Below are 25086 nucleotides of genomic sequence, written 5' to 3'. Positions count from 1 at the left end.
TCGATTTATCTCGCTTTATGCTGGATTCCCGCCTACGCGGGAATGACATCGTACGTTTTTTTCGAGCCATGCAACAAGACCGGTCAAGCCACGGGATGATAGAGGTGAAATTGACCCACGCGCAGGCAATGCCATGTGGGAATGACGTAAGAACCATAATAATACTTATTACTCGTCTCTTACTACTAAAACTGATATATCTGAATGACGGACGATTTTAGAAGCATTAGGTCCAAGCATATAATCTTTTAGTTGTAGTCTGACTGCAGAGATTATTATTAAATCGGCTTTAATTTCATTAGAGTGCTTAATTATTTCATCATAAACGGCACCGTTACCTATATAATAATCTGTTTCAATTTCATCAGGAATATATTGTTTGATAAGCTCTTTAATTTGAGTCTGATACTTTTCTTTTTTCTCTGTTTTCCAATTTTTAGGTAAATAATCTTCAAACATTTTCGTACCGAATTCAGGAATTACATACATAAAATGTAATTTTGCTTGAAAGTTCGTCGCAAGCATTAAAGCCTTAGAAAGAATACCTTTTATAGATTTTTTATCATTTAAATCTATAGGTATAAGTATATTTTTAAATATAGTATTTTCAGACATAAGATATTGTTAGTTTTTATTTCTTACTGAATCATGTTTTGGTAGAACAAAATTTTAGTATCGGCAAAATAGTTAATATCGAGGTTATTTAATAAGTAATTAGAAAGTTTAAAATTTGCTACGTTTCTATGAAAAGCTCCAATAAATTTATCTAAAATATCACGATTCGCCTCATCTCTAGTTACTAGGATTGCGGATACTTTTACTGTAGTTTGATCATCGGTAATCCCTGGATATAAGCCCTTGTGAAGTATAGCTTTATGAAACGCTCTATTTTGTTTTATTAATTCTGCTATTTTATCATTTTCAATTGAAACAAAATCAACTTCACACTTATTAGCTATTAAATTTACTAAGGGGTTAGAGTGTCCAACCATCATTATTATAGCATCTATTTCCTTATTACAGAATTTATCAATAGAATCTTCATAATTAATATGTAGCTCTTCAGGTTCTTTAGAAAATTTATATAAAGAACGTATGGCATCATAAGTAATATTACTACTGGAAAATGCCGGATCGTTAGTTATTTTTTTTCCGTCAATATCAGCAAAAACTTTTATTTTATCCTCATCTTTTACAATAATCGTAAAAAACTCATCATGTAGATTAAGTACCTGACGTAAATTTTGCATTTTTTCTTGAGCGTGATAATAACCTATGCCCTCATATGCTTCTACTGCAATATTAGTTTGCACTAGAGCTAAATCAATTTTGCCTTGTTGTAATAATTTTAAATTTTCTATACTGCCGTTTGTTGCAACAACTTCACATTTAATATGTTCATTATTTTTATCATCATTTGTAATAGTCTTGCATAAATCAAGTCCAATAGCATAATATCCTTTTAAAATAGAGCCGGTACCGATTTTAATGACTTTTGGAGCAGCATAAATATTACTGCAAATAAGAAATATGCTAATAATAGTAGCTAGTTTAAAATTATTCATAAAACTAATTTGAATTATTTTCGGTGTTTTGGTCTTCTTTATGTTCACCAAGTTTTAGTTCTAATAAATTAATAGAACCGATATTTATTCCTTTATCTGAAAACTCAATATCAAACTTAGCTTTTTCTATATTGTTGTAAGCCGAATTTGAATCATTTTGATCTATATTTAATTGTTCGTCGGAAGTTTTATTAATTGCTTTAGCAATAATTGTTTTAATTATTTTCTTAGAAAAAATAATATTATTCGGTAATAATTTATCAACTATGGAATTATAATTTTCCAGCTCAAAATATAGTTTTCCTTCCGGTAATTTACCCGCAAAGAATTGTAAAGCACCGTTTAAATTAACTTTAGAATCATTATCACAAGTAAAAATAAATCTTTCTATATTAAAATTTTGTAAAATAGCTGAATCTTCTCCGTCTTCAGCGAATTTTAAAGAAGCAGCAATATCTAAATTAGCATTTTTTAAATTCAAAATATCTTTTTCTGAATAATAATTCATATTTAAAAATAAGGATATATTTTCCTCAGTTGCTAAATTCTGTTTTCTTATAAGAAATGCTAAATCATTAATTTTAAAGATTTCTTGATTATCTTTAAATATCGATAATGCTTTGTTATTTAGTTGAACCGATTTTAATATCTCTTTCAAATTATCATTCTTGGATATTTTGTATAAAGGTTTATTAAATTTTCCTATACCTTTTATATCATCATCGCTGCGTACATCATAGGTAAATGTTTTATCGCCGTAATTATCGACTTCTCTAATAAAAGGACCGAAATTAAGAGCGGCTCTTTTAGTACTAAAAGCTATATTCAGGACAATATTTTCGCATGTAAACTCTTTAGAATTTACATGATCAATTAATTTTACTTTAGGATCCGTTACGGTAATTTTCCAATTAAAAGGATAGCCTGAAAACTTAACTGCATTATAAGATATTTTAAGATTATCTGATTCAGAATTCTTAATTAAACTTACAACGTTATTTTTTATAGTATATGCAGTTGCAAACCATATTATAGTAAAGGCTAAAAACACAAAAAGAAGTATTTTACGTATCACTTTTTTAATCCATTATAATTTTATATTACGAGTAGCAGAAGGAAGGCGTACTTTTATGCCGTCTAATTCTTCGGTTAAAATAATTTGGCATCCCAATCTAGAAGTATCGGTAAGACCGAAGGCTAAGTCAAGCATATCTTCCTCTGCTTCCGTAGGTTTTTTTAATTTGTTGTAAAATTCTTCTTCTAAAATAACGTGACAAGTAGCACAAGCAAGAGATCCTTCACAAGCTCCCTCAAGGTCTAGATCGTTACTATGGGTAATTTCTAAAATGGAAAGCCCTATAGGTGCTTCTACAGTTTTTTCTTCTCCATCATTTACAATAAATGTTACTTTTATTTTTCCTGACATTCTTCTTATTTTTCCTTATCTAAATTAGTTCGATTATATATAAATATTTTATATATAACTGAGGCTATTTAGTTTGATTGATATTTTTGCCTTTTAGCAAATCATTAATTATTATATTAAGCTTTGTATTCATAGATTTTTTTATTTTGGATTTAAATTCTTTAATAGAATTGTTAATTAAGATCCGATCTCTAGCGTGTGCGGCTTCTTTTATATTATCTAATAAAGAATTAATTATAGATATCTCACTTTCCGATAATAAAGCTGTTAATTCTGCTATAGCACGTTCTATGCTAAAGATTAAAGCCTCTGCTTCAATTATTGCTTCTTGTAATAATCTCGTAGTATAATCTATTTTAGCATTTTTATAAGCGTTTTCTAACATAATATCAATCTCCGTTTTATCAATACCGTGATTTGGCTTTACTTCTATAGTATGTGATGTATTACTGATTTTCTCATAAGCAGAAACGGATAATATACCGTCTGCATCAATAGCAAAAGTAACTTCGGCTCTAATATTTCCTGCTTTCATAGGAGGAAGTCCCTTTAACTCAAATCGAGCCAAGCTACGGCAATCTACAGCCATTTCACGTTCGCCTTGCAATATATGAAATTGTATACCGGTTTGATTATCGGCATAAGTCGTAAATTCTTTTACTACCGAAATAGGAATCGGAGTATTACGCATAATGATTTTTTCAACTATACCGCCGTATAATTCCACACCCAGCGATAAAGGTACTACATCAATCAATAATGAATTTGTATGGGGTGCTGTTAAATTTTCTGCTTGTAATGCAGCCCCCCATACGACTGCTTTATCAGGATCGATATCTGATAAAATATCTACAGCATATTCCATAAAGTTTGATACAAGCGAATTTTGCAGGACTTGCCTGTGCTCACGTATTTTTATACGCCCCGCAGGCTCGCCTTTAAATTCATCTTGTCTGAACCTTTTGGAAATATGCTGCACTTTAAATGCTTTAGATAATTCGGTTTTTATTAAAGGAGTACGAGTTGCACCGCCAACTAAAATAATGCCATCTATCTTTGGATTCCCTGCTTGTTCTAAACATTCTTTAGCTATATTGATAGTACGTTCTACTAAAGGTAAAATTAATTGTTCTAATGTTTGCTTATTAATTGATATATTATCATTATTAAAACTATCTTTATATGTTAAAGTTTCTTTAGCTTTTTTTGCAAGTTGTAAAGTATCTACAGAATTAGGTAAATCAAATTTATTGCAAAGATATTGTGTAATTACTACATCTATATCGTCGCCACCAAGCATATTATCGCCGTTTGTTGCTATAACTTGAAAAATACCTTCTTGTATATTAAGAATAGATACGTCAAAAGTGCCGCCGCCTAGGTCATATACTAAATAACAGCCTTTTTGATTTTTGTTTAAGCCGTAAGCATAGGCAGCTGCAGTAGGTTCGGCAATTAGCCTTAATACTTCAAAACCTGCTATTTTAGCCGCAAGCATTACTTCGCCTCTTGCTGCATCGTTAAAATGTGCAGGTACGGTTATAACTGCTTTAGTTATATTAGTCTTTAATTGCTCTTCTGCTTGATTTTTTAAGTAAATAAAAACTTCTGCTGCAATTTCAGAGATTCGCAGTTGTTTATTTGCAAAGTTTAATTTAAGCTCACTACTATTTGCCTCTAGATAATCTTTAATTAACGAAAAAAGTGCCGGAGTATTTAAAATTTCTTTTAATGTTTTACCGAATAGTCTTTTAATAGAACGCAGCCCTTTATTATTACCTATTATAAAATTTTCGTTTGTAAAATCTATAGTAGTTGGGATTAGTTCTTTATCATCTCTAGATTTAATAACTTTAACTTTTCTATTAGTTGCAATAGCTATTAATGAGTTAGTAGTGCCAAAATCGATACCGACTGCTATTTGCCGTTCTTGCTTAAAATCAGCTTGCTCCGGTTCTGTAATTTCTATTATTTGCATGATTTTATTTTTTCTTGCAGTTTATGCAGCAATGTCCCAATATATTTAAGCTTGCTAGTTTTTATAATTGTGTCTGATAGATTTTGTTCTTCAAAAGCTTGTTTTAAAGAATCAATCTCAAGCTTTTTCATTAATTCATATTTGTCTTTTATTTTTTCTAAATCACTAAATAAGATTGTATTTTCGATTATTTCCATTTCATCCCAGAATATGCATAATTCTAGAGGCGAAAGTAAACTACGTGTCTTTTCGTCATTCAAATTTATATTTTGCAAGAGCAGCATATATTCAGCACGCTTTAAGGTATCTTTAAGAGTAGAGTAAGCATTATTTAATTCAGCCGCAGTAATTAGATTTTGTTCCTTTTCCTGCAAAGTTTTTGCTTTATCGGGATGATATTTTACCTGCATAGCAAAATATTGCTTTTCTAATATCTTTAAATCAATATTATAATCTTGCGGAAGTCCTAATAATTGAAAATAATTTTGCACTTTAAAATTCTATATTATTTTAGGTTTTGTTGCATGGATTGATTTTTATCGTCATTGCGAGGAGAAACTGTAAGTTTTGACGAAGCAATCTCAGGAGTTTATTATTTCATGAGATTGCCACGCAGCCTACGGCTTGCTCGCAATGACGACTCGGCGTTCATATAACAAAGACTATATATTATATACATTAAAAATTAAAAAAATACAATTATGGAAGTAGATCTATTACATTTTGAAAAAAAATATCATAACTATATTGTAGCAGGTATAGATGAAGCAGGTAGAGGACCGCTAGCAGGCCCGGTAGTAGCAAGTGCCGTTATAATAGATAACACTAATATTATACCGGGCATTAAAGATTCTAAAAAACTTTCTAAAAAGAAAAGAGAACTATTATATGAGCAAATAACTAGTAATTATGTTTGGGCAGCTGCTATTATTTCCCATATCGAAATTGATGAAATTAATATATTAGAAGCAACTAAAAAAGCTTGTTCTATTGCTGCGGCAAATCTTAGCCTTAAGCCGGAAATAGTTTTAGTTGACGGTAATATGCCGTTTAAGGATAAAAGATTTGTTAGTATGATTAACGGTGATAATTTATCGTTATCGATTGCTGCGGCTTCTATTGTTGCAAAAGTTACTAGGGATCGTTTAATGCTAGATTTAAGTACTGAATTCCCACAATATTTATGGCATAAAAATTCCGGCTACGGTACAAAAGAACATATAGAAGCTATTAATATGCACGGCTTATCACCGTATCATAGAAGAAGTTTTAAGTGTTGTTGAGTGAATTGATTTTAGCGTCATTGCGAGGAAAAACTGTAAGTTTTGACGAAGCAATCTCAGGAGTTTGTTATTACTTCATGAGATTGCCGCGTCGCTTCGCTCCTCGCAATGACGTTTTTGGTATCCACACAACAATGACGATTTTAGATCTACAACGCACACCATCAGCTTAATTCAAGTGCTGCCTCTTCTAGAGTTTTTAGCTGATCACGAAGTTTTGCGGCTTGTTCAAATTCAAGATTACTTGCGGCTTTAAGCATGTCTTTCTTTAATTTTTCAATATGGGCTTTTAACTTAGCAGGGTTATCAAATAAAGTATGAGCTTGTTTTTTATCAAGCTTACTATCGACTTTCTCAAGTTCTGCTAAAGCATGAATAGCACGGTTGATGGTTTTTGGAATTATGCCGTGTTTTTCATTATATTCCTGCTGAATTTGCCGTCTACGCGAAGTTTCACTCATGGCTTTATCAATAGATTTAGTCATTTTATCGGCATAAAGTATAACTCTGCCCTCACTATTTCTTGCAGCTCTTCCGATTGTTTGTATTAACGATACTTCCGACCGTAAAAATCCCTCTTTATCTGCATCAAGTATAGCAACTAAGCCGCATTCAGGAATATCAAGCCCCTCCCGAAGTAGATTAATACCGACTAAAATATCGATAGTACCTTGTCGTAAATCTCTTAAAATCTCGATACGCTCAAGCGTATGAATGTTAGAATGTAAATAAGAAGTTTTATATTTTAGCTCCTGCAAATAGGCGGTTAAATCTTCTGCCATTTTTTTAGTTAAGGTGGTGACTAGAACACGAAAACCTTTAGCTATAGTAGCCTGAATCTCGCCAATTAAATCCTCAACTTGGTTAGTAGCAGGCTTGATAATACATTCGGGGTCAAGCAGTCCCGTAGGCCTGATAATCAGCTCTACTACAGTGTCTCCGGTTTCTTCTAGCTCAAATGGTCCCGGGGTTGCTGATACAAAAACGGTTTGCGGTCTAAATTTTTCCCATTCTTCAAATTTTAAAGGTCTGTTATCAAGAGCAGAAGGCAGACGAAACCCATGCTCTACCAATACTTCTTTCCTTGCTCGGTCGCCGTTATACATCGCTCTAATTTGAGGTACGGATACGTGGCTTTCATCAACAAATAATAACGCATCTTCCGGCAAGTACTCGAATAATGTCGGTGGCGGCTCACCGGCATTACGACCGGTAAAGAATCTCGAATAATTTTCAACGCCTTTACAGCTGCCGGTTTCTGTCAGCATTTCAAGGTCATATTGAGTACGTTGATTTAGCCTTTGCGTTTCAAGCGGTTTATCTTGCGACTTTAAGAACTCTAAGCGTTTTTGTAACTCCTCCTCAATACCTGATATGGCACTATTTACCGTTTCTTGCGGCATCACGAAATGCGAATTACCAAAAACCATAGCTTTATCGAGCTTAGCAAGTTTCTCACCCGTTAGGGGATCAAATTCATGTATATATTCAAGTTCATTACCGAAAAACGATAAACGCCAAGCTTTATCACTATAATGTGAGGGAAAAATATCGATATTGTCGCCTTTAACCCGAAAACAGCCACGCTCAAATCCGATATCGTTACGCTCATATTGTAGATTTATCAAATCGTTTAATAGTTTATCACGAGGGTAGCTTTTGCCAGGTTCTAGATTAACCGTCATCTGATAATATAAATCAGGAGAGCCAAGCCCGTAAATACAGGAAACGGAAGAAACTACTATAACGTCACGACGCTCTAATAATGATCTTGTAGCGGAATGACGCATTAAATCAATCTGCTCGTTAATTGATGAGTCTTTTTCTATAAAAGTATCAGTACGTGCTATATAAGCTTCGGGCTGGTAATAATCATAATATGAGACAAAATACTCAACGGCGTTCTTTGGAAAAATCGACTTCATTTCTGAATAAATTTGAGCAGCTAAAGTTTTATTATGTGCCATTATCAGAGTAGGGCGATTAGTTCTCTCTATAATATTCGCCATAGTAAAAGTTTTGCCTGACCCTGTAATACCAAGCAACATTTGTGAGCGTTTTTTACTATTTAACCCTGCTATAATTTCATCTATTGCTTTTGGTTGATCGCCTGCTGGTTTATATTCTGAGATAATAGAAAAATTATTCATGTATTTTTACTTGCTTTAAAAACTATAGTTTAAGATAATATATTAAAATCTAACAAAAAAATATAATATTATGAATAAAGCTATATTACACACAATTATTATTTATACTCTCGCTAGTTGTCCTTATTGTATAAAAGCTAAAGCATTGCTTGATGAGAAAAATGTTGTTTATGAGGAAATTGAAGTAAGTAATTTTACTCAGGAAGAGAAAGAAAAATTTATTAAGAAATCCGGTGGAAAAAAGACGGTCCCGCAGATATTTATAGATAATATACATGTTGGAGGTTGTGATGCTCTATTTGATCTTGAAAAAGAAGGAAGGCTAGATAAGTTGCTGGAAGGGCAACCGAAGAAGAAGATGCCTGCAGCCGGGGCGTAACTAATAAAAACGTCATTGCGAGCGAACGTAGGGTATTATTGCATGGCTTGAAAAGCCTACTCGATGTCATCCCCGCGTAGCACTGTTGCGTAGACTGGTAAAACCTGCTCAATGTCATCCCCGCGAAGGCGGGGATCCAGAAAAAATAAATAATAAAAATGTATTGGGTATATATATTATGTTCTGATCGCAATGGTACTTTGTATATTGGCATTACTAATAATATACTACGTCGTACTTATGAACATAAGCAAAAAATAATCAAGGGTTTTACAGCAAAATATAATATTATAAAACTTGTCTATACAGAAGAATTTACTGACATTAAAGAAGCTCTTGCTAGAGAAAAAGCACTAAAGAAATGGAATCGTGCTTGGAAAATAAAATTAATAGAAAAAATTAATCTTAGATGGGAAGATTTAGGCAAGTGTATTTCTGGATTCCCGCCTACGCGGGAATGACACCGAGCCATGCCTACATTCTTCTTGGATGACAAAGCCATACAAACTTGCAAAAACTCCAAAAATGCCCAAAAACAACAATCATAAAAATTCATTCTATTTACTTCTGCCTTATTTATGGTCGAAGGATTTTGATATACGCCTGCGTATTGTTACCTCTCTTATTTGTCTAGTCATAGCTAAAGTAATAAATATTTTCGTTCCGATTGTTTATAAATATATAATAGATGGGCTAAATAAAAATTTTGCTCTTTCGGTTATTATAGGGATTATTCTTGCATATGGCGGAACAAAAATATTGGTACAAATATTTAGTGAGCTGCGAAATATTATTTTCTCAAAAGTAGGACATCAGGCGACTCGCTTAGTTGCTCTAAATGTCTTTAAGCACATGCATAATTTAAGTATGCGTTTTCATATTACCCGAAAAACAGGAGGCTTAAGTAGGTCTATAGAGCGTGGTACTAAAGGGATCGAAGCGGTGCTGCGTTATTCATTATTTAATATTTTTCCGACAAGTGTAGAAATTATACTTGTAAGCGGGATGTTATGGTATGTGTACGGTATTTGGTTTGCCGTAACTATTTTAATAACAATGATAGTTTATGTCGGTTATACTTTCCTAATCAGTACTTGGCGTATTTCTTTTGCAAGGGAAATGAATCAAAGCGATAACACTGCCAATAATAGAGCAATCGATAGTTTGTTGAATTTTGAGACCGTTAAATATTTCGGTAATGAAGAATATGAGGCGATAAAGTTTAATGAAGCTCTGCAAACTTATGAAAGATCAGCTACTAAAACTACTAACAGCCTATCGATTTTAAATATAGGACAGGATGTTATAATATCTTTAGGGCTTGTTAGCCTTATGATACTTTCGGCAAATGCTATTAATCAGAATAAAATGACCGTCGGCGATTTAATAATGGTTAATACTTATCTATTTCAGCTATCAATTCCACTTTCAATACTTGGCTTTGCTTATAGAGAAATTAAAAACGCTCTAGTTAGTATGGAAGATATGTTTAATCTTTTAGACATACCGGCAGAAGTAGAAGATGTCGTGAACGCTAAGGAGTTAATTATCTCAAAAGGTGAGGTTAGTTTCGATAATGTTAGTTTTGCTTATAATCAGGAACGTCCGATTTTGCATAATATAAGTTTTACGATTAAGAGCGGTAAAACTTTAGCGGTGGTAGGTAGTAGCGGGGCAGGGAAATCAACTATATCACGCTTGCTTTTTAGGTTTTACGATATTAATAGTGGTAGCATTACTATAGATAATCAAGATATAAGAGAAGTCACGCAGGTCTCACTTCGTAGGTCTATCGGGATTGTTCCGCAAGATACCGTACTATTTAACGATACGATATATTACAACATCGCATACGGTAATAACGCAGCAAGCTATGACGAAGTTATAGCAGCCTCAAAAAATGCTCATATTCATGAGTTTATCAGCACGCTACCCGAAGGGTATGAAACGCAGGTAGGCGAAAGAGGCTTAAAGCTTTCAGGCGGCGAAAAACAACGTATTGCAATTGCAAGAACCATCTTAAAAAATCCGGCAATATATGTTTTTGACGAAGCAACAAGCTCGCTTGATACTAAAACCGAAAAGCTAATTCAAGCAAGCCTTAAAGAAATATCACAGTATCATACTACTCTTATCATTGCTCATAGACTATCAACTATTATCGATGCAGACAAGATTATTGTTTTAGATAATGGCTATATAGTAGAACGAGGCAACCATAAAACCTTGCTACAGCACAAAGGCTATTACGCAGAACTCTGGTATAAACAGCAGGAAGAGAGAGGTAAATAAAGTACTAATTTATTAATATTCTCTTTACTTAATTTATAATTTTGTGTATAATGGTTTTTTAACAAAAAATAAGGTAGAAATTATGACAAAAAATACAACACTATATAATAGTGCTAGCATAGAGAATCTAGGAGCAAGGGATAGTTCGGTATCAGGCAGTGATACACTCAAATTTGGAAATTTTTCTAATATAAATTATAATAGCTTAGGTAATGGAGCAATAGTTTCTTCGGCGAATGGACTTCATGCTACTATAAATACAAGGCTTACTAAAGATATTATATTTAAACCGTGTTGTCCTAAAAATGATTTTAATTATTATTATGATAATAATGATAACGGAGGGGAAGGCTTCGGGATATTAATAGGTAATTCTGAGTCTATAGAGGTTTGTTAATATAGTTAATTTCTTATGTAGTAACGCCAAATTAATATATTTACTTTTTATCAATTAATAGTATTATTTTTTTACAATTAAACTAAAATAGGAAATGTATTATGATTTATCAAGACGATACTATTTCTGATGACGATGATGATTATTTTGTTAGTACTACGGAAATAAATCCAATAGATTTATTACTTGTTCCGAATATAGAACATTTAGAAAGAAGTTATATTCAGATGAAGAGAATGGGTGTAGTAGATGATAATGCTAGCGGTGGCTAAATTAGGATGTTATTGCCTGCGTGTATAGGCTCGGTTTTTTTGTTGTCATCCCGTGGCTTGTCCGGCCTTGTTGTATGGCTCGGTTTCATCGTCATTGCGAGGAAATTACGTAAGTAATTGACGAAGCAATCTAGTAAAAAATGCTGAATTTAGCGTTTTTTTTATTATTTTTTCTGGATTGCCGCACTCCCTACGGTCGCTCGCAATGACGATTAGGGAGCCATGCAACAACGCCGGCTTGTCCACGGTATGACACCGAATGCGTTTTTCGGTCCACGCAACAATAACATCGATAGCTAATTGACATTTCAAAAAAACTGAGTAAAATCTCTTGCAAGAATAGCGGTAACGTTATTCTGGGGTTTCAAAGCCCTTTATCACAGATGGTTAGCATCATCCATTTAAAAATGCTCCTCAACTTTGTCATGGTTGGGGTGATAATAGCTATGTTCAGGGGTTAAAGTGCAAACTTTAAACCTAAAAGCTATTATAACTGTTCTGTGACGGTTCTTTGAACGCCCCGACCACCCAAGGTTAAAATCTTTGGTGGTTAAAGCTTGAGCAATTTAAGTTTAATCAATCGGGAGCAATTACATGTTCAACAAAACTAATAAATTATTATCTAAAATATTCCCAATTTCTAAAAAAAATAAAGATTATAGTAAACTGATCCCCACTTTGTGCTTCGTTGTCCGCCCTTTCGCCTATTATTATAGGCTTCGCTCCTCACGTCTGTCACAAAATGGAGCTGAGTTTACTATAGAAAAATTGAGAGCTAAGTTTAAACAAAGGTTAGAAGAACCGGTAACATTAGATGATATAAAAAGAATAGAGGAGCGTTCATTATATTTAGAAAGTATAAAATAATTCTAATATATAAATAAAGTTTGTTAACTTTTACGATTATATCATTGCCTAGAAACGGTTGATGCCGTCATTGCAAGTGACTAAAGAGCTTGTTGTATGACTTGTTTATGTCATTCCCGCGTAGGCGGGAATCCAGTAAAAAAACATAAATACGGCAAGTTTTTAAAATTAAAAGCTCGATTTATCTCGCTTTATGCTGGATTCCCGCCTACGCGGGAATGACATCGTACGTTTTTTTCGAGCCATGCAACAAGACCGGCTTGACCACGGGGTGACAGCTAAAAGTACTAGATTCCTGCTTTCGCAGGAATGACATCGATAGCTTAAAACAATGCCACGATTATAAATACAAGCAATCCTTGAAAGAAATTTATTATGTCTCTATAATTAAATATAATTCATTAAATTTAAGGCTAAGTAATCGTGACTGATCAAAATTTTTCTAATTTAGTACCGGTAAATATCGAAGATGAGATGAAAGTATCTTATCTTGATTATGCTATGAGTGTTATAGTAAGTAGAGCTATACCGGATGTTCGGGACGGCTTAAAGCCGGTGCATCGCCGAATTATCTATTCTATGTATGAAGCCGGTAATCATGCTAGCAAACCTTATAGAAAATCTGCAAGAATAGTCGGTGACGTGATGGGTAAATACCATCCGCACGGTGACAGTGCTATTTACGACTCGTTAGTACGTATGGCACAAGATTTTTCCTTGCGTTTACCGCTTGTAGACGGGCAAGGTAATTTCGGCTCGATGGACGGTGATGCGGCGGCGGCAATGAGATATACCGAATCTCGAATGGCCAAAGTTTCGCATAAGCTCGTAGAGGATATCGATAAAGAGACTGTCAGCTTTAACCCTAATTACGATGGTTCTGAAGAAGAGCCTTCCGTACTTCCTGCAATGTTTCCTAATTTATTGGTTAACGGTAGCGGAGGTATTGCGGTCGGTATGGCAACTAATATCCCTCCGCACAATTTAGGTGAGGTTATCGATGCTTGTTGTTTATATATAGATAATAACGATATAGAAATATTAGATTTACTCGAAGTTGTTAAAGGACCGGATTTTCCTACAGGTTCAATGATTTTAGGCATTAGCGGTATTAGATCGGCATATCTTACCGGTAGAGGCAGTATAATTATGCGAGGTCGAGCCGAGATTGAGAATATCGGTAATAGCCGTCAAGCAATTATTATTACCGAAATACCTTATATGGTAAATAAAGCAAGGCTTGTTGAAAAGATTGCTGAGATGGTTAAAGAGAAACGTATTGAGGGTATAAGTGATTTACGTGACGAATCGAATAAAAACGGTGTAAGAATTTTTATTGAGTTAAAGAAAGACGTAGTTGTTGAGGTAGTCTTAAATCAAATATACGCATGTACGCAGCTACAAACTAGCTTCGGTGTTATTATGCTTGCTCTTAAAGACGGGCTACCGAAAGTGATGAATTTGAAAGAAGTAATTGCGGCTTTCGTTAGTTTTAGGGAAGTGGTAATTACTAACCGTACTATATATTTGCTAAATAAAGCAAGAGATAGAGCACATATTTTACTAGGGTTAACCATTGCCGTTAGTAATATCGATGAAATAATACGTATTATCAAAGCTTCAAATAACCCGAATGCAGCTAAGCAAGAATTAATGGCACGCAGCTGGGATGCGTTAAATATTCTACCGCTTGTGAAGCTAGTTGATGATAAAGCAATGTTAAATGAGCAAGGCAAATGTAGCTTTACTGAGGTGCAAGCTAAGGCAATCTTAGAGATGAGGCTACAACGTCTAACCGCTATGGAGAAAAACAAGCTTGAAGAGGATTTAAAGAACCTCGCTACAGAAATTACCGAGTACCTTAATATACTTGGCTCTCGCACAAGGTTACTTGAGATTTTAAAGGAAGAGCTAATTAAAGTTAAAGAAGAATTTGCGACTCCTCGTCTTACTTCAATTGAATTCGGCGAATTTGATCAAGATATAGAAGATTTAATTCAACGTGAAGAGATGGTAGTAACCGTAACTCTTGGAGGATATATAAAACGAGTGCCTCTAAGTAGTTACAGGGCTCAAAAACGAGGCGGTAAAGGAAGATCAGGGCTTTCAATGCGTGATGAGGATATTACCACGCAAGTTTTTGTCGGTAGTACACATACTCCGATGTTGTTCTTCTCAAATATAGGTCAGGTTTATAGTTTAAAACTATATAAATTACCTTTAAGTAATCCGCAAGGTAAGGGAAGACCAATGGTTAATATATTACCGTTGAAAGAAAATGAACATATTACAAATATTATGCCGTTACCTGAAAATCAGGATGAGTGGGATAATTTAAATATTATGTTCGCAACTGCCAAGGGTAATATCAGAAGAAGCGATTTATTAGATTTCAAAAAAATTCAGTCGAACGGTAAAATTGCTATTAGGCTTGATGAGGATGATAAATTAATAGACGTAAAACCATGTAAAGAAGACGAGCATATTTTACTTGCCACCAAAGCCGGTAAAGCTTTAAGATTTCCTGTTGAATCGCTGCGTGTTATTAAGAGCCGTACTTCTGACGGAGTGCGAGGTATGAAACTTGCCAAGGAGGATTCCGTAATTTCTATGACTGTGCTTAAAGGCATTAGCAGTACAAAAGAGGATAGAGATGCCTATTTAACAGTGCCATGGGAAAAAAGGCTTGAGATTGCTAAAGGTGAGGAGTTTAACCTTGAAGAGTTAGGTGTAACTTTGACTGCAGATTCTATTTTAGAAATGGCAAATTCTGAAGAATTTATCTTGACGGTTACAGAGAACGGTTTTGGTAAAAGAAGCTCGGCTTATGGCTATAGAATTACTGACCGTGGCGGCAGCGGTATAATCAATATGGATATTAACGACAAAACCGGTTTAGTTGTAGGTGTTATGCCGGTTAAAATGGATGATGAGCTAATGCTGATCACCAATAGCGGTAAGTTAATTCGCTGTAAACTTGAGTCAGTACGTATTACGGGACGTAACACTAGCGGCGTAATCCTATTTAAGCTAGATGACGGTGAAAAAGTCGTATCTGTCTCTTTAATTGCTGAAACTTCTGAAAGCGAAGAAGATAGTGAATTAGAGGAAGATTTAGAGCAGGCAGAAGAGGTGTATACTTGATGAACTTCAAAAATTGGCTACGTCATCCTACAAGAGCTGTGGTGCTCACGTATTAAGTAGACGCTCCGCTCCTCGCCTTGTGGATTCCTTGCTCTTTTTGAAGTTGATCTTCGTATACTACTGTTCATTTTAGCACTGTCCAAATAAGTGTGTAAATTTCTCAAAGGTTGTATAGAAGAAAATATAACAAAAAGAGAAATTACAATGACACAGAAACAAAATGCTGCAATGGAACAAGCGATAGATTTATTGATCAATAATGATACAGATGTATCAATATTATTCAGGGAAGATGGTTTATTAAAAGAAATAACCAAGCGTCTTGTAGAGAGCTCTACAGTCTGAGATGAATAATCATTTAGGATATAGCAAGTACAATCAAAGTGATGCTCAGAATTCACGTAATGGTTATAACACAAAGAATCTGATTACAAAGAATGGTGCTGTTGAGATTGAAGTGCCAAGAGATAGAAATAGCAGTTTTGCACCATCATTAGTAGCAAAGCGTCAAAGAAGGCTTGATGGTTTTGATGATAAAGTACTATCTTTGTATGCTAAAGGTATGAGTTTATCAGATATAAAATTACAGCTTCAGGAGTTATATGGAGCTGATGTAAGCGAGAGTTTAATTAGCCAAATCACAGATGATATAATAGAGGATGTTAAGCTATGGCAAAGCCGTCCATTAGATCCAGTATATGCTATAGTATTTTTTGATTGTTTAATAGTAAAAGTACGTCAGGATAAACGGATTATCAATAAATCGGTATATGTTGCATTAGGTATTGATTTAGAAGGGCGGAAAGATATTTTGGGATTATGGATCAGTGAGAATGAAGGGGCTAAATTTTGGCTTGGAAATTTTACTGAGATGAAAAATAGAGGTATACAAGACATACTGATAGCATGTAGCGATAACCTTAATGGTATGTCTGAAGCTATAGGTGCTGTTTTTCCAAAGACGGAGCATCAATTATGTATTGTACATCAAATTAGAAATAGTTTACGATATGTATCATATAAGGACCGGAAAGAGCTTGCTGGTGATTTAAAACCTATTTATACACTAGCACAGAAAAAGAAGCACTTTCCGCTTTAGAGGCTTTTGAATCTAAATGGAATAAACAATATCCTCAAATTGCTAAATCTTGGTATGTTCACTGGGATAATTTAATGATTTTCTTAGGATACCCTGAAGAAATACGGAAAATAATTTATACAACAAATGCTGTGGAATCTGTTAATAGTCAACTCCGAAAAGTCACAAAAAATAAACGTGTTTTTCCAAATGATAATGCTGTTTTTAAAAGCTTATATTTGGCAATTGATTACATGACCAAAAAATGGTCCATGCCCATACCAAATTGGAATGCGGCTATGGCTCATTTTTTAATAAAATTTGACGAAAGAATCTAGGCTTTTGGAAAAGTTTACACACTTAATCGGGAAGACTCGTTATTTTTGTAGACTTATTTTATTACCAAATTTAATATCAGCTGATTCTAGTGAAAATAGTTATGACCAAAGCCTTGATAGAAATAAGGTATATTCTGTACATTTAAAACCTTTTTCTAATAGTTCTACATATTTTTTAGATGAGCATCCTGATCATACCTTTGTACATATTGCTGATAAAAAATATATTTTATGTGGATTGGTTAGAGAGCTAAAATTTGCGTTTGAAGATATAAATTCATGGTTTTTAATGCCGGAGGCTCAAATTGATACGGTTGATTGGGAAGCTGAAACAACAACAAATCACTGTCTAAGTAATTTTATTATAAACTTATTTCATATAAGAGAAGTAAAAGATTTTATTGCTAATATAACTATATCTAACCTAGCAAATGTATTTACTGCACATATAATCGGTGATAATAATTATAACTTAATAAAGAATGATAGTACATATTATATGATTGAATCTAGTTGCGATAAAGATATTAGTTTATTGTCTAGAGGAACAAATGAATGTGCTGTATTTACTTTAGGCAATGATACGGATACTTCATTATTTAGTGCTATAAATGAATTAATTGAAGGTGATAGAGAGGTAAATAGTGCTGCTACAGGTACTATATTTATCTGTATTACAACAGTAGTAACATTAAGTATATTAGGCGTAAGATACCTGGCTAATAAAATTAAGGTACATATAAATTCTGATTACCATGATGATAGTGATCAACATAATATATGTTTAGGTCAAATAGAGGATCAAGAGGCTCTAAATAATTAAGTATACTCGTTTAATTTGAAAAATTGGCTACGTTATCTTTTGCTGGTAATCCTCACATACTAGTATGTACGCTGCGTTTATCAGCTTCAAGATGCCTTGCTCTTTTCCAAATTAAACTTTGTCTACCAACTCTTCATTTATGAGATATATATATAAAATTTTTACTGAATTAATGATTCAAATTCTTTTACGACGGCTTGATAAAGTTTCCGTTTGAAAGGAATTATAATAGATAATAGTTCGTCAAGTGATGCCCAACGCCATTGGTCAAATTCCGGATTAGAGGTATTTATATTAATATCTTCGTTATTTCCGGTAAATCTAATTAAAAACCAGCGTTGTTTTTGTCCGCGAAAATTACCGTTCCACAATTTAGGTATTAAAAAGCTCGGTACATCATAACTATACCAGCATTTGCTTTCGGCAATAATATATCCTTTATCGCTTCCTATTTCTTCTAACATCTCACGCATTGCTGCAATACTTGGAGTTTCGCCGGGAACTATCCCACCTTGAGGCATTTGCCATGCAGATATTTTTGTATCTATTCTTTTACCGACGAATATATGGTTATCGGCATTTAATATCATCATGCCGACTCCTGGTCTATATGGTAAATCAAGATGTTTTTTGGAAGAATTTCTCATTATTTTTTTACTTTTAAAAATCAATTATAATTTTACTACTTTATTTTTACCCGTTGTTTTAGCTTCATACATAGCTTTGTCAGCACGTTCAATAAAAGATTCTATTGATTCTTCTTTTTTATATTCCGTAACTCCGATTGAAATAGTTTTTTTTAAAGGTTCAATTTGATCTTCAATGTGAAAATCCATATATTCTATTTTAACTCTAACTCTCTCCGCAGTTTCAATTGCTTTAGAAATATCTATATCCGTTAAAAGTATAGTAAATTCTTCACCGCCGAATCTTGCTATTAAGTCTGTTACTCTGAGAGTATTCTTCAAAATACGGGATACAATCGTTAAAACCTTATCGCCTGCTTGATGACCGTAAGTATCGTTTACGTGTTTAAAATTGTCGATATCGCACATAAGTAAATATAATTTAATACTTTCTTTATTAGCTTTCTCAATCATTTGTTTGAGGTGTATATCGAAATAGCGACGATTAAATAAGCCGGTTAAGCCGTCTTTAGCTGCTAAATTAACACTTTGTTCAAGGTCATTACGTAGATTATCTTGATATTGCTTACGCCTTAATTGTGTTCTAATTCTAGCAAGTAATTCGCTTTCCTCTATAGGATAAACGAAATAATCATTAATACCGAGTTCAATACCTTTCACAACTAAAGGCATACCGTCTTCATCAATTTGTAAAATTATTACCACGCCGCTTATTTCTGCTTTACCTCTTAAAATAACACTGATTCTTAAAGGATCTTCATTTTCGAGCGTACTACTGATAATTACAAAATCGGGTGTATATTCATTTATAATATCTAATTCATCGGAATTACTTATTACCTTTACGTTTTGGGTAATCTTAAGTAACATTTGTTTTATATTTTTAGCTTGTACCACATCATCATTAATTAGTAATATTTTTTTATCTGCAAAAGTGTCATGCATTTCGATATTTGTTACGCCTAATAATGCATTAGTGCTATTACGAAGCTTTAATTCATCAATTAAGCTTTTCATTCTAGATAGCGATTTAAGTCTTACAAATAGAGCAATATCGTTAATAGGCTTTGTTAAAAACTCATCAGCCCCTGCCTCAAGACCTTTAACTCGATCATCAATATCAGAAAGTGCAGTTACCATTACGACCGGTATATGAGTAGTTTCCGGATCGGTTTTTATCGTTTTACATACCTCAAATCCATCCATTTCCGGCATCATAACATCAAGTAGTATAGTATCGATTTTCTCCTTTTTAAGAATTGCTAGTGCTTCTTTGCCGCTATTTGCAGTAAGAACCGTATAATACTCTTTTAAAAGTTTGGCTGTTAGTAACTTAATATTGGTTTCTATATCATCTACTACTAATATTGTGGTCATAAGATTAAATTCTTGTTTTTAAAGGAAATAATTTGTATATTTATACTTTAATTTTAAGTCTTAAATGTATAATATATGAAAATTTCAGCAAATTCAATTAGAACAGGTAACATATTAGTTTATAATAATGATTTATGGGTTGTAAGCAAAACACCGGAACATACTCAACCAGGGAAAGGTGGAGCTTATGTACAAGTTGAGATGAAAAATTTAAAAACAGGGACAAAGCGTAACGAAAGATTCAGTTCTTCCGATTATTTAGAAAAAGCCGAACTTGAACAAAAAGACTATCAATTTTTATATTTTGAAGGTGATGATTTGGTGTTGATGGATACCAAACATTTTGAACAAATAAATGTTCCTAAGGAAATTTTAGAAGAAAAATTACCTTTCTTAACTGAAAATATGATTGTTAAAGTCGAATTTTATAATGAGAAGCCTTTAAATATTGAGCTTCCTCCAACTGTTATACTTGAAATTAATGAAACTGATCCGGTAATAAAAGGAGCAACCGCTACCGCTTCTTATAAGCCGGCAATTTTAGAAAACGGTATTAAAGTTAAGGTACCGCAATATTTAGAAGTAGGAGAAAAAATTGTTGTTAAAACTGATGATATGACATATGTCGAAAGGGCAAAGTAAGTTTAATGTCATTCCTGCGAAAGCAGGAATCCAAAAAAAGTATAAATATAACAAGTTTTTAAAACTAAAAGCTCGATTTATAATGGATTCCTGCTTTCGCAGGAATGACATCGAGTAGATTTTTCGATCCATGCAACAATGCCGATTTATCCACGGTATGACGCTGTAATAAATTAACATTAAAATAAAATGCAACCTATAACTAATTTATTAATTAATGCCCTGCGTAAAGCAGTTAAGTTTTTGCATAGAGATTTTTTAGAACTCGAAATGCTGCAAAAAAATTCTGTAAGAAACGAAGAATTTTGTAAGCGATCCTATTTAAGATTAAAAACTTTATTATATGAAGAATTACAAAAACATACACAATATTTATTTTTTCCAGAGGATCAATTCGATTTAAATAATAATTATGAGAGTGTCTTTTTAATTAATCCTATAGATAGCCCAAATAATTTTGCCAGAAGCATACCTTTTTTTGCGATATCCGTAACTTATTTAAAAAGGAATCAAGAAGTTTTAACTCCTACTTCTACAGTAATATATTTTCCTGCTCTTAATGAAATTTATTATGCTGAAAAAGGTAAAGGAGCTTGGATAGAAAAAAATAATTTAAACTCTAATTATCAAGGATTAAGACTTAGAGTTTCCGATAATGCTGATTTAAAAAACTGTTTAGCAATTATTGAAGATGTAAATCATAATGATTTGGAGGAGATAGAGGTAGATAATATTAGATCTTTTGGCTCTCCTTGCTACGGGGCTACGCTTGTAGCATCAGGTAAAGCGGATTTAATATGTTTATCATTATTAAATTTTACATTATATTATGCATTTGAGCTTCTTATTAAGGAAGCAGGCGGGATAATTATAGATTCTAACGATAAATTTATATATTCAAATCGTTATATTACTAAGAAAGTTAAAAAATATTAGAGGTTATATGCCTCAGTTATTTTAATTGATAATTAAAGAGATTTTATAGCGAAAATTAATAAGATTTTAGAAGGAATAGTAGTTCCTATTTCAAGAAAATCTTATAATTTGTAGCAAAAAAGCATTTAATTAGCTTTAAAGTAACTGATACAGTAACCTCTTGGACAGAAATTATTTTAGATTTGCATTTTTATTGTTAGAATATAATAATATTAATATAATTATTAATTCATAAAGTTATGGCACATTATAAAGAGTTTGAATTTGACTGCGATTTTGGTGGACAAAGAGCCAAGTTTAAGTTTTATATAGGTACGCCTCAAGAAGGGCATCATCCGCTACAATTTCAAGCAAAATGGTTATCTGACGAAAGAGGCGGTACTATTCCTGATGAGGTTATGAAAGCAATATCACAACTAAATGATCTTGCCAAAAAAAACGGTGTTCCACTTCCGGATTTATGCGTATATGCTCTTGGTTCTGCTCAAGAAGCCCAGACTACCCCTCAAGATGAAGATGAGAGTGAGAATCAAGAGGATAAAGCAGAGCAGGCATAGTTAAAAATAATAAGGAGTTCATAGAGATTAAAATGAAACAATATAATGATTTATTTAAAATTATTCACCGCGAAGGATATATATTTATTGCTAGCTTTGCATTAGTAAGTTTTTTATTAGCATCATTTAATGAAAAACTTGGCTGTATTGGATTTATTGCTACTGCTTGGTGTATTTATTTTTTCCGTAATCCTGATCGCTTTGTGCCTATAAGTGATGATCTGGTAATAAGTCCTGCAGACGGAATAATTCAAGAAATTAAGGAAGCATTGCCGCCCCCGGAATTAGGTCTTGGTGATGTGGAAATGATTAGAGTTAGTATTTTTCTAAATATTTTTAATGTCCATGTTAATAGAATCCCGGCAAACGGAAAAATTTTAGCACTTCATTATAATCCCGGAAAGTTTTTTAATGCTTCACTTGATAAAGCTAGTATTTATAATGAGCGTCAATCAGTATTAATGGAAACTGATCAAGGGCAGAAAATTGTTTTTGTTCAAATAGCCGGACTTATAGCAAGGCGTATAGTTTGTGATTTAGAAGAGGGTAATGAAGTTAAAACGGGCGAGCGATACGGTATAATTCGTTTCGGTAGCAGAGTAGATGTTTATCTACCGTTGAAAACAGCTTTATTAGTGAGTAAAGGGCAGACTGCTATAGGTGGTGAAACTATTATTGCTGATTTTGGACGTAAAAAGACGGCAGAATTTAAGTTTGAGAGGAAGTAGTCTCGTAACTTCAAGGTCGTCATTGCGAGGAGGCATTGTTGCGTGGATGCCCGAACCGTCATTGCGAGGTGCGAAGCGACGTGGCAATCCAGAAAAATAATTAAAAAAATTCTGATATACAGAATTTTTTTTCTTCCTTGCTTCGTCGAATTACTGCGTAATTCTTCTCGCAATGACGAAAAATCTATCCACGCAACAATGCCTTGCGAGGAGCGAAGCTTTGCTGCAATCTTGTCAAGTATCCTGAGATTGCGGACGTACAAAACTTACAGTTTTTCCTCGCAATGACGTGATAAATACATTTTGAGTATAAAAATTGTTAAAAATTCGTAAATCTATAATAACTAAGCCTGTACCTCTAATAAAATTAATTCCCAACTTTATTACGTTGCTTGGTTTAGTAACCGGTATGAGTTCTATAAAATTTGCTTTGGATAGCAGATGGGAGCTTGCGGTATATTGCATTATAGTAGCGGCAATTATTGACGGTATCGACGGTAGAATAGCAAGGATGCTAAATGCAGCTAGCCCATTTGGTGCAGAGCTTGATTCATTATGCGATTTTGCTAATTTCGGTATAGCTCCTGCTTATTTAATATATTTATGGTCTTTTCAGCAATATGAATATAAGGTATTTTCATCAGCAGTAATGCTATTATTTATAGTGTGTATGGCACTACGTTTAGCTCGCTTTAACGTTGGTATTTATCAACCGAAACAAGATAAAAAAACTGAATATTTTTTTACCGGTGTACCTGCCCCATGCGGTGCTTTACTTGCTTTAACGCCTGTAATGATAGATTTTGAAATCGGTACGTTATTAAATATTAATACCCGTACTCACACTATAACAATTAATATATATTTAGCTATTATAGCTTTTCTACTTGCTAGTAGGCTTCCTACAATCTCAACAAAAAATTTGAGTATTAAACCTGAATATTTATCGCTTGCAATGATTTTAGTTGCTATTGTTATTATAAATCTTATCATATATCCATGGTATTCACTGCCGTTAATTGCAGTTATATATATTCTTTCTATACCAATTTGTTATTTTTTTAAACATAGAGGGTATTGGTAAAGTTAATTATGCCGAGTGTATTACAACAAGCTATCGACAAATATAAACATCATCCATTTACTAAATATGTAATTATTATAGCCTTAATAATATTTATTTATTTGGGATATAAAATTTATGTTTGGGCAAATACACAATCCACGGATAATGCTTACATAGATGCAGATATTTCAAATGTTAGTGCTGAAGTTAGCGGTGTTTTAACAAAGTTATTTGTTACCGATAATACTAAAGTTAATAAAGGTGATCTGATAGGAGAAATTGACGATAGAGATTATAAGGCAAAGCTTGCAGCACTTGAAGCATCTATTGAAGCTTGCATAAAAAATATAGAAATTATAGAGCAAAAAATCTCAATAGGGCAGATTAGCCTAGAGCAAGCGTCTGAAAAATTAAAGCTTACTAAAATAAGCTTTGATATTGTTTCAACAGATTTTACTAGAGTGCAGGAATTAAATAAGGCAAAATTTGCTAGCTCTAAAACGTTAGATGATTCTAAAAACGCATATCAAAAAGCCAAAACGGATTATAAACAAGCACAGTTAGATTTAGATATATCTAAGCAAAATTTACAACTTCTTGAGCTTGAAAAAGCAGCAGAACAGGAAAAACTTAAAGAGCTAACGGAAAACAAAAAAGTAACGTTAAGGAGCTTACAAAATACTAAACTTATTGCTATGGTACCCGGTATATTCGGTAATAGTAGTTTAGAAGTCGGAAATTACATAGTACCGGGTAGGGCGTTGTTTTCTATAGTTCAAGATAATACTATGTATATTCAGGCTAATTTTAAAGAAACGCAAATTAAGAAATTTAAGTCCGGCATGAAAGTCAAAATTGAATTTGATGCTTTGCCTAAAAAAATAATTTACGGGAAGATTCGTAATATCGCTCCTGCTACCGGTTCTAAATTTAGTTTAATCCCGCCCGATAATGCTACAGGTAATTTTACTAAAATCGTACAACGTGTACCTGTTTTAATAGATTTTGAATCCCCAAATGCTAATCTAGTCCCCGGCATGTCAGCAATAGTATCAATCAGAACTGATCAAAGTACGTAATTTTTGTTAAAAAATAGCAATAATTATTCTATTATAAGTTGCATATTTACTTATTACTTAAA

General features: G+C 33.2%; 22 protein-coding genes and 3 pseudogenes. 16 read left to right on the top strand and 9 right to left on the bottom strand.

Annotated features, from left to right (window positions below):
* Positions 1-168: 168 nt before the first annotated feature.
* The 6 genes and pseudogenes from RF_RS05690 to hscB form a co-directional block, all read right to left on the bottom strand.
* Positions 169-615 carry a universal stress protein gene (locus tag RF_RS05690; protein ID WP_011271379.1) on the bottom strand — a complete coding sequence of 149 codons (447 nt, stop codon included), beginning with the start codon at positions 613-615 and terminating at the stop codon, positions 169-171.
* Positions 616-624: 9 nt separating this feature from the next.
* Positions 625-1565 (bottom strand): annotated as a pseudogene (locus RF_RS05685) (TAXI family TRAP transporter solute-binding subunit).
* A 4-nt stretch (positions 1566-1569) separates the two neighbouring features.
* Positions 1570-2640 (bottom strand): RP198 family tick cell line-upregulated protein, encoded by a 1071-nt coding sequence (locus tag RF_RS05680; protein ID WP_011271377.1) that lies wholly within the window; start codon positions 2638-2640, stop codon positions 1570-1572.
* Between the two features lie 12 nt (positions 2641-2652).
* The gene (locus RF_RS05675; RefSeq protein WP_011271376.1) at positions 2653-2991 is read right to left on the bottom strand and encodes a ferredoxin family 2Fe-2S iron-sulfur cluster binding protein; all 339 of its coding nucleotides are present in this window, start codon (positions 2989-2991) and stop codon (positions 2653-2655) included.
* Positions 2992-3055: 64 nt separating this feature from the next.
* Positions 3056-4969: a Fe-S protein assembly chaperone HscA gene (gene hscA, locus RF_RS05670; protein WP_011271375.1), complete on the bottom strand. Its 1914-nt coding sequence runs from the start codon at positions 4967-4969 to the stop codon at positions 3056-3058.
* Positions 4960-5460 carry a Fe-S protein assembly co-chaperone HscB gene (gene hscB, locus RF_RS05665; protein WP_011271374.1) on the bottom strand — a complete coding sequence of 167 codons (501 nt, stop codon included), beginning with the start codon at positions 5458-5460 and terminating at the stop codon, positions 4960-4962. The genes hscA and hscB overlap by 10 nt, the downstream gene beginning before the upstream one ends.
* Positions 5461-5670: 210 nt before the next feature.
* On the opposite strand from hscB, the gene RF_RS05660 reads away from it, so the two are divergent.
* Entirely contained in the window at positions 5671-6252 is a 582-nt protein-coding gene (locus tag RF_RS05660; RefSeq protein ID WP_011271373.1) for a ribonuclease HII, read from the top strand.
* Between the two features lie 164 nt (positions 6253-6416).
* On the opposite strand, the gene uvrB is transcribed toward RF_RS05660, so the two are convergent.
* Complete coding sequence (gene uvrB, locus RF_RS05655) at positions 6417-8402, bottom strand: excinuclease ABC subunit UvrB (protein WP_011271372.1); 1986 nt, start codon at positions 8400-8402, stop codon at positions 6417-6419.
* Positions 8403-8472: 70 nt separating this feature from the next.
* Here uvrB and grxC point away from each other — a divergent pair, with 70 nt between their 5' ends.
* The 9 genes and pseudogenes from grxC to RF_RS05615 all read left to right on the top strand — a co-directional run.
* Entirely contained in the window at positions 8473-8781 is a 309-nt protein-coding gene (gene grxC, locus RF_RS05650) for a glutaredoxin 3 (RefSeq protein WP_011271371.1), read from the top strand.
* A 158-nt stretch (positions 8782-8939) separates the two neighbouring features.
* Positions 8940-9242: a GIY-YIG nuclease family protein gene (locus RF_RS05645; protein ID WP_011271370.1), complete on the top strand. Its 303-nt coding sequence runs from the start codon at positions 8940-8942 to the stop codon at positions 9240-9242.
* Between the two features lie 64 nt (positions 9243-9306).
* Entirely contained in the window at positions 9307-11073 is a 1767-nt protein-coding gene (locus RF_RS05640) for an ABCB family ABC transporter ATP-binding protein/permease (protein WP_039595160.1), read from the top strand.
* A gap of 82 nt (positions 11074-11155) precedes the next feature.
* Positions 11156-11470: a hypothetical protein gene (locus RF_RS05635; RefSeq protein WP_039595154.1), complete on the top strand. Its 315-nt coding sequence runs from the start codon at positions 11156-11158 to the stop codon at positions 11468-11470.
* A 101-nt stretch (positions 11471-11571) separates the two neighbouring features.
* Complete coding sequence (locus RF_RS10645; protein ID WP_156110769.1) at positions 11572-11742, top strand: hypothetical protein; 171 nt, start codon at positions 11572-11574, stop codon at positions 11740-11742.
* 594 nt (positions 11743-12336) lie between these two features.
* A complete protein-coding gene (locus RF_RS05630) occupies positions 12337-12609 on the top strand; it encodes a hypothetical protein (RefSeq protein WP_039595155.1) in 273 nt (90 codons plus the stop codon).
* Positions 12610-13032: 423 nt separating this feature from the next.
* The gene (gyrA, locus tag RF_RS05625; RefSeq protein WP_011271367.1) at positions 13033-15753 is read left to right on the top strand and encodes a DNA topoisomerase (ATP-hydrolyzing) subunit A; all 2721 of its coding nucleotides are present in this window, start codon (positions 13033-13035) and stop codon (positions 15751-15753) included.
* Positions 15754-15957: 204 nt separating this feature from the next.
* Positions 15958-17169: pseudogene (locus tag RF_RS12035) on the top strand (IS256 family transposase).
* Positions 17153-17449: pseudogene (locus tag RF_RS05615) on the top strand (hypothetical protein); the annotation flags it as partial. The pseudogenes RF_RS12035 and RF_RS05615, both read left to right, overlap by 17 nt.
* Before the next feature lie 704 nt (positions 17450-18153).
* Here the strand turns inward: RF_RS05615 and RF_RS05605 are convergent.
* Positions 18154-18639 carry an RNA pyrophosphohydrolase gene (locus RF_RS05605; protein WP_008580323.1) on the bottom strand — a complete coding sequence of 162 codons (486 nt, stop codon included), beginning with the start codon at positions 18637-18639 and terminating at the stop codon, positions 18154-18156.
* Positions 18640-18663: 24 nt separating this feature from the next.
* On the bottom strand, positions 18664-20016 hold the full coding sequence (locus RF_RS05600) for a PleD family two-component system response regulator (RefSeq protein ID WP_011271365.1): 1353 nt from the start codon (positions 20014-20016) through the stop codon (positions 18664-18666).
* A gap of 75 nt (positions 20017-20091) precedes the next feature.
* Between RF_RS05600 and efp the strand changes: the two genes are divergently transcribed.
* The 6 genes from efp to RF_RS05570 all read left to right on the top strand — a co-directional run bounded on the left by efp (position 20092) and on the right by RF_RS05570 (position 25024).
* Positions 20092-20658: an elongation factor P gene (gene efp, locus RF_RS05595; protein WP_011271364.1), complete on the top strand. Its 567-nt coding sequence runs from the start codon at positions 20092-20094 to the stop codon at positions 20656-20658.
* Between the two features lie 189 nt (positions 20659-20847).
* Positions 20848-21594 carry an inositol monophosphatase family protein gene (locus RF_RS05590; protein ID WP_011271363.1) on the top strand — a complete coding sequence of 249 codons (747 nt, stop codon included), beginning with the start codon at positions 20848-20850 and terminating at the stop codon, positions 21592-21594.
* 239 nt (positions 21595-21833) lie between these two features.
* Positions 21834-22151, top strand: coding sequence for a DUF2610 domain-containing protein (locus tag RF_RS05585; RefSeq protein WP_011271362.1), 318 nt, complete (start codon positions 21834-21836; stop codon positions 22149-22151).
* A gap of 32 nt (positions 22152-22183) precedes the next feature.
* Positions 22184-22879, top strand: a complete 696-nt coding sequence (locus tag RF_RS05580) for a phosphatidylserine decarboxylase (RefSeq protein ID WP_011271361.1) — start codon at positions 22184-22186, stop codon at positions 22877-22879.
* Positions 22880-23195: 316 nt separating this feature from the next.
* Positions 23196-23963: a CDP-alcohol phosphatidyltransferase family protein gene (locus tag RF_RS05575; protein ID WP_008580317.1), complete on the top strand. Its 768-nt coding sequence runs from the start codon at positions 23196-23198 to the stop codon at positions 23961-23963.
* An 8-nt stretch (positions 23964-23971) separates the two neighbouring features.
* Positions 23972-25024: an HlyD family secretion protein gene (locus tag RF_RS05570; protein ID WP_039595148.1), complete on the top strand. Its 1053-nt coding sequence runs from the start codon at positions 23972-23974 to the stop codon at positions 25022-25024.
* The last annotated feature ends 62 nt before the right edge of the window (positions 25025-25086 follow it).

It is taken from the genome of Rickettsia felis URRWXCal2 (genome assembly GCA_000012145.1).
Lineage (GTDB): Bacteria > Pseudomonadota > Alphaproteobacteria > Rickettsiales > Rickettsiaceae > Rickettsia > Rickettsia felis.
Note: the sequence above shows the minus strand (reverse complement) of the source record. Positions and strands in the feature narration are given on the sequence as shown.

Coding starts and splice junctions, on each gene's coding strand:
- RF_RS05690 (WP_011271379.1), bottom strand. CDS start 615: ATGTCTGAAAATACTATATTTAAAAATATACTTATACCTATAGATTTA.
- RF_RS05675 (WP_011271376.1), bottom strand. CDS start 2,991: ATGTCAGGAAAAATAAAAGTAACATTTATTGTAAATGATGGAGAAGAA.
- hscA (WP_011271375.1), bottom strand. CDS start 4,969: ATGCAAATAATAGAAATTACAGAACCGGAGCAAGCTGATTTTAAGCAA.
- RF_RS05660 (WP_011271373.1), top strand. CDS start 5,671: ATGGAAGTAGATCTATTACATTTTGAAAAAAAATATCATAACTATATT.
- uvrB (WP_011271372.1), bottom strand. CDS start 8,402: ATGAATAATTTTTCTATTATCTCAGAATATAAACCAGCAGGCGATCAA.
- grxC (WP_011271371.1), top strand. CDS start 8,473: ATGAATAAAGCTATATTACACACAATTATTATTTATACTCTCGCTAGT.
- RF_RS05645 (WP_011271370.1), top strand. CDS start 8,940: ATGTATTGGGTATATATATTATGTTCTGATCGCAATGGTACTTTGTAT.
- RF_RS05640 (WP_039595160.1), top strand. CDS start 9,307: ATGCCCAAAAACAACAATCATAAAAATTCATTCTATTTACTTCTGCCT.
- RF_RS05635 (WP_039595154.1), top strand. CDS start 11,156: ATGACAAAAAATACAACACTATATAATAGTGCTAGCATAGAGAATCTA.
- RF_RS10645 (WP_156110769.1), top strand. CDS start 11,572: ATGATTTATCAAGACGATACTATTTCTGATGACGATGATGATTATTTT.
- RF_RS05630 (WP_039595155.1), top strand. CDS start 12,337: ATGTTCAACAAAACTAATAAATTATTATCTAAAATATTCCCAATTTCT.
- RF_RS05605 (WP_008580323.1), bottom strand. CDS start 18,639: ATGAGAAATTCTTCCAAAAAACATCTTGATTTACCATATAGACCAGGA.
- RF_RS05600 (WP_011271365.1), bottom strand. CDS start 20,016: ATGACCACAATATTAGTAGTAGATGATATAGAAACCAATATTAAGTTA.
- efp (WP_011271364.1), top strand. CDS start 20,092: ATGAAAATTTCAGCAAATTCAATTAGAACAGGTAACATATTAGTTTAT.
- RF_RS05590 (WP_011271363.1), top strand. CDS start 20,848: ATGCAACCTATAACTAATTTATTAATTAATGCCCTGCGTAAAGCAGTT.
- RF_RS05585 (WP_011271362.1), top strand. CDS start 21,834: ATGGCACATTATAAAGAGTTTGAATTTGACTGCGATTTTGGTGGACAA.
- RF_RS05580 (WP_011271361.1), top strand. CDS start 22,184: ATGAAACAATATAATGATTTATTTAAAATTATTCACCGCGAAGGATAT.
- RF_RS05570 (WP_039595148.1), top strand. CDS start 23,972: ATGCCGAGTGTATTACAACAAGCTATCGACAAATATAAACATCATCCA.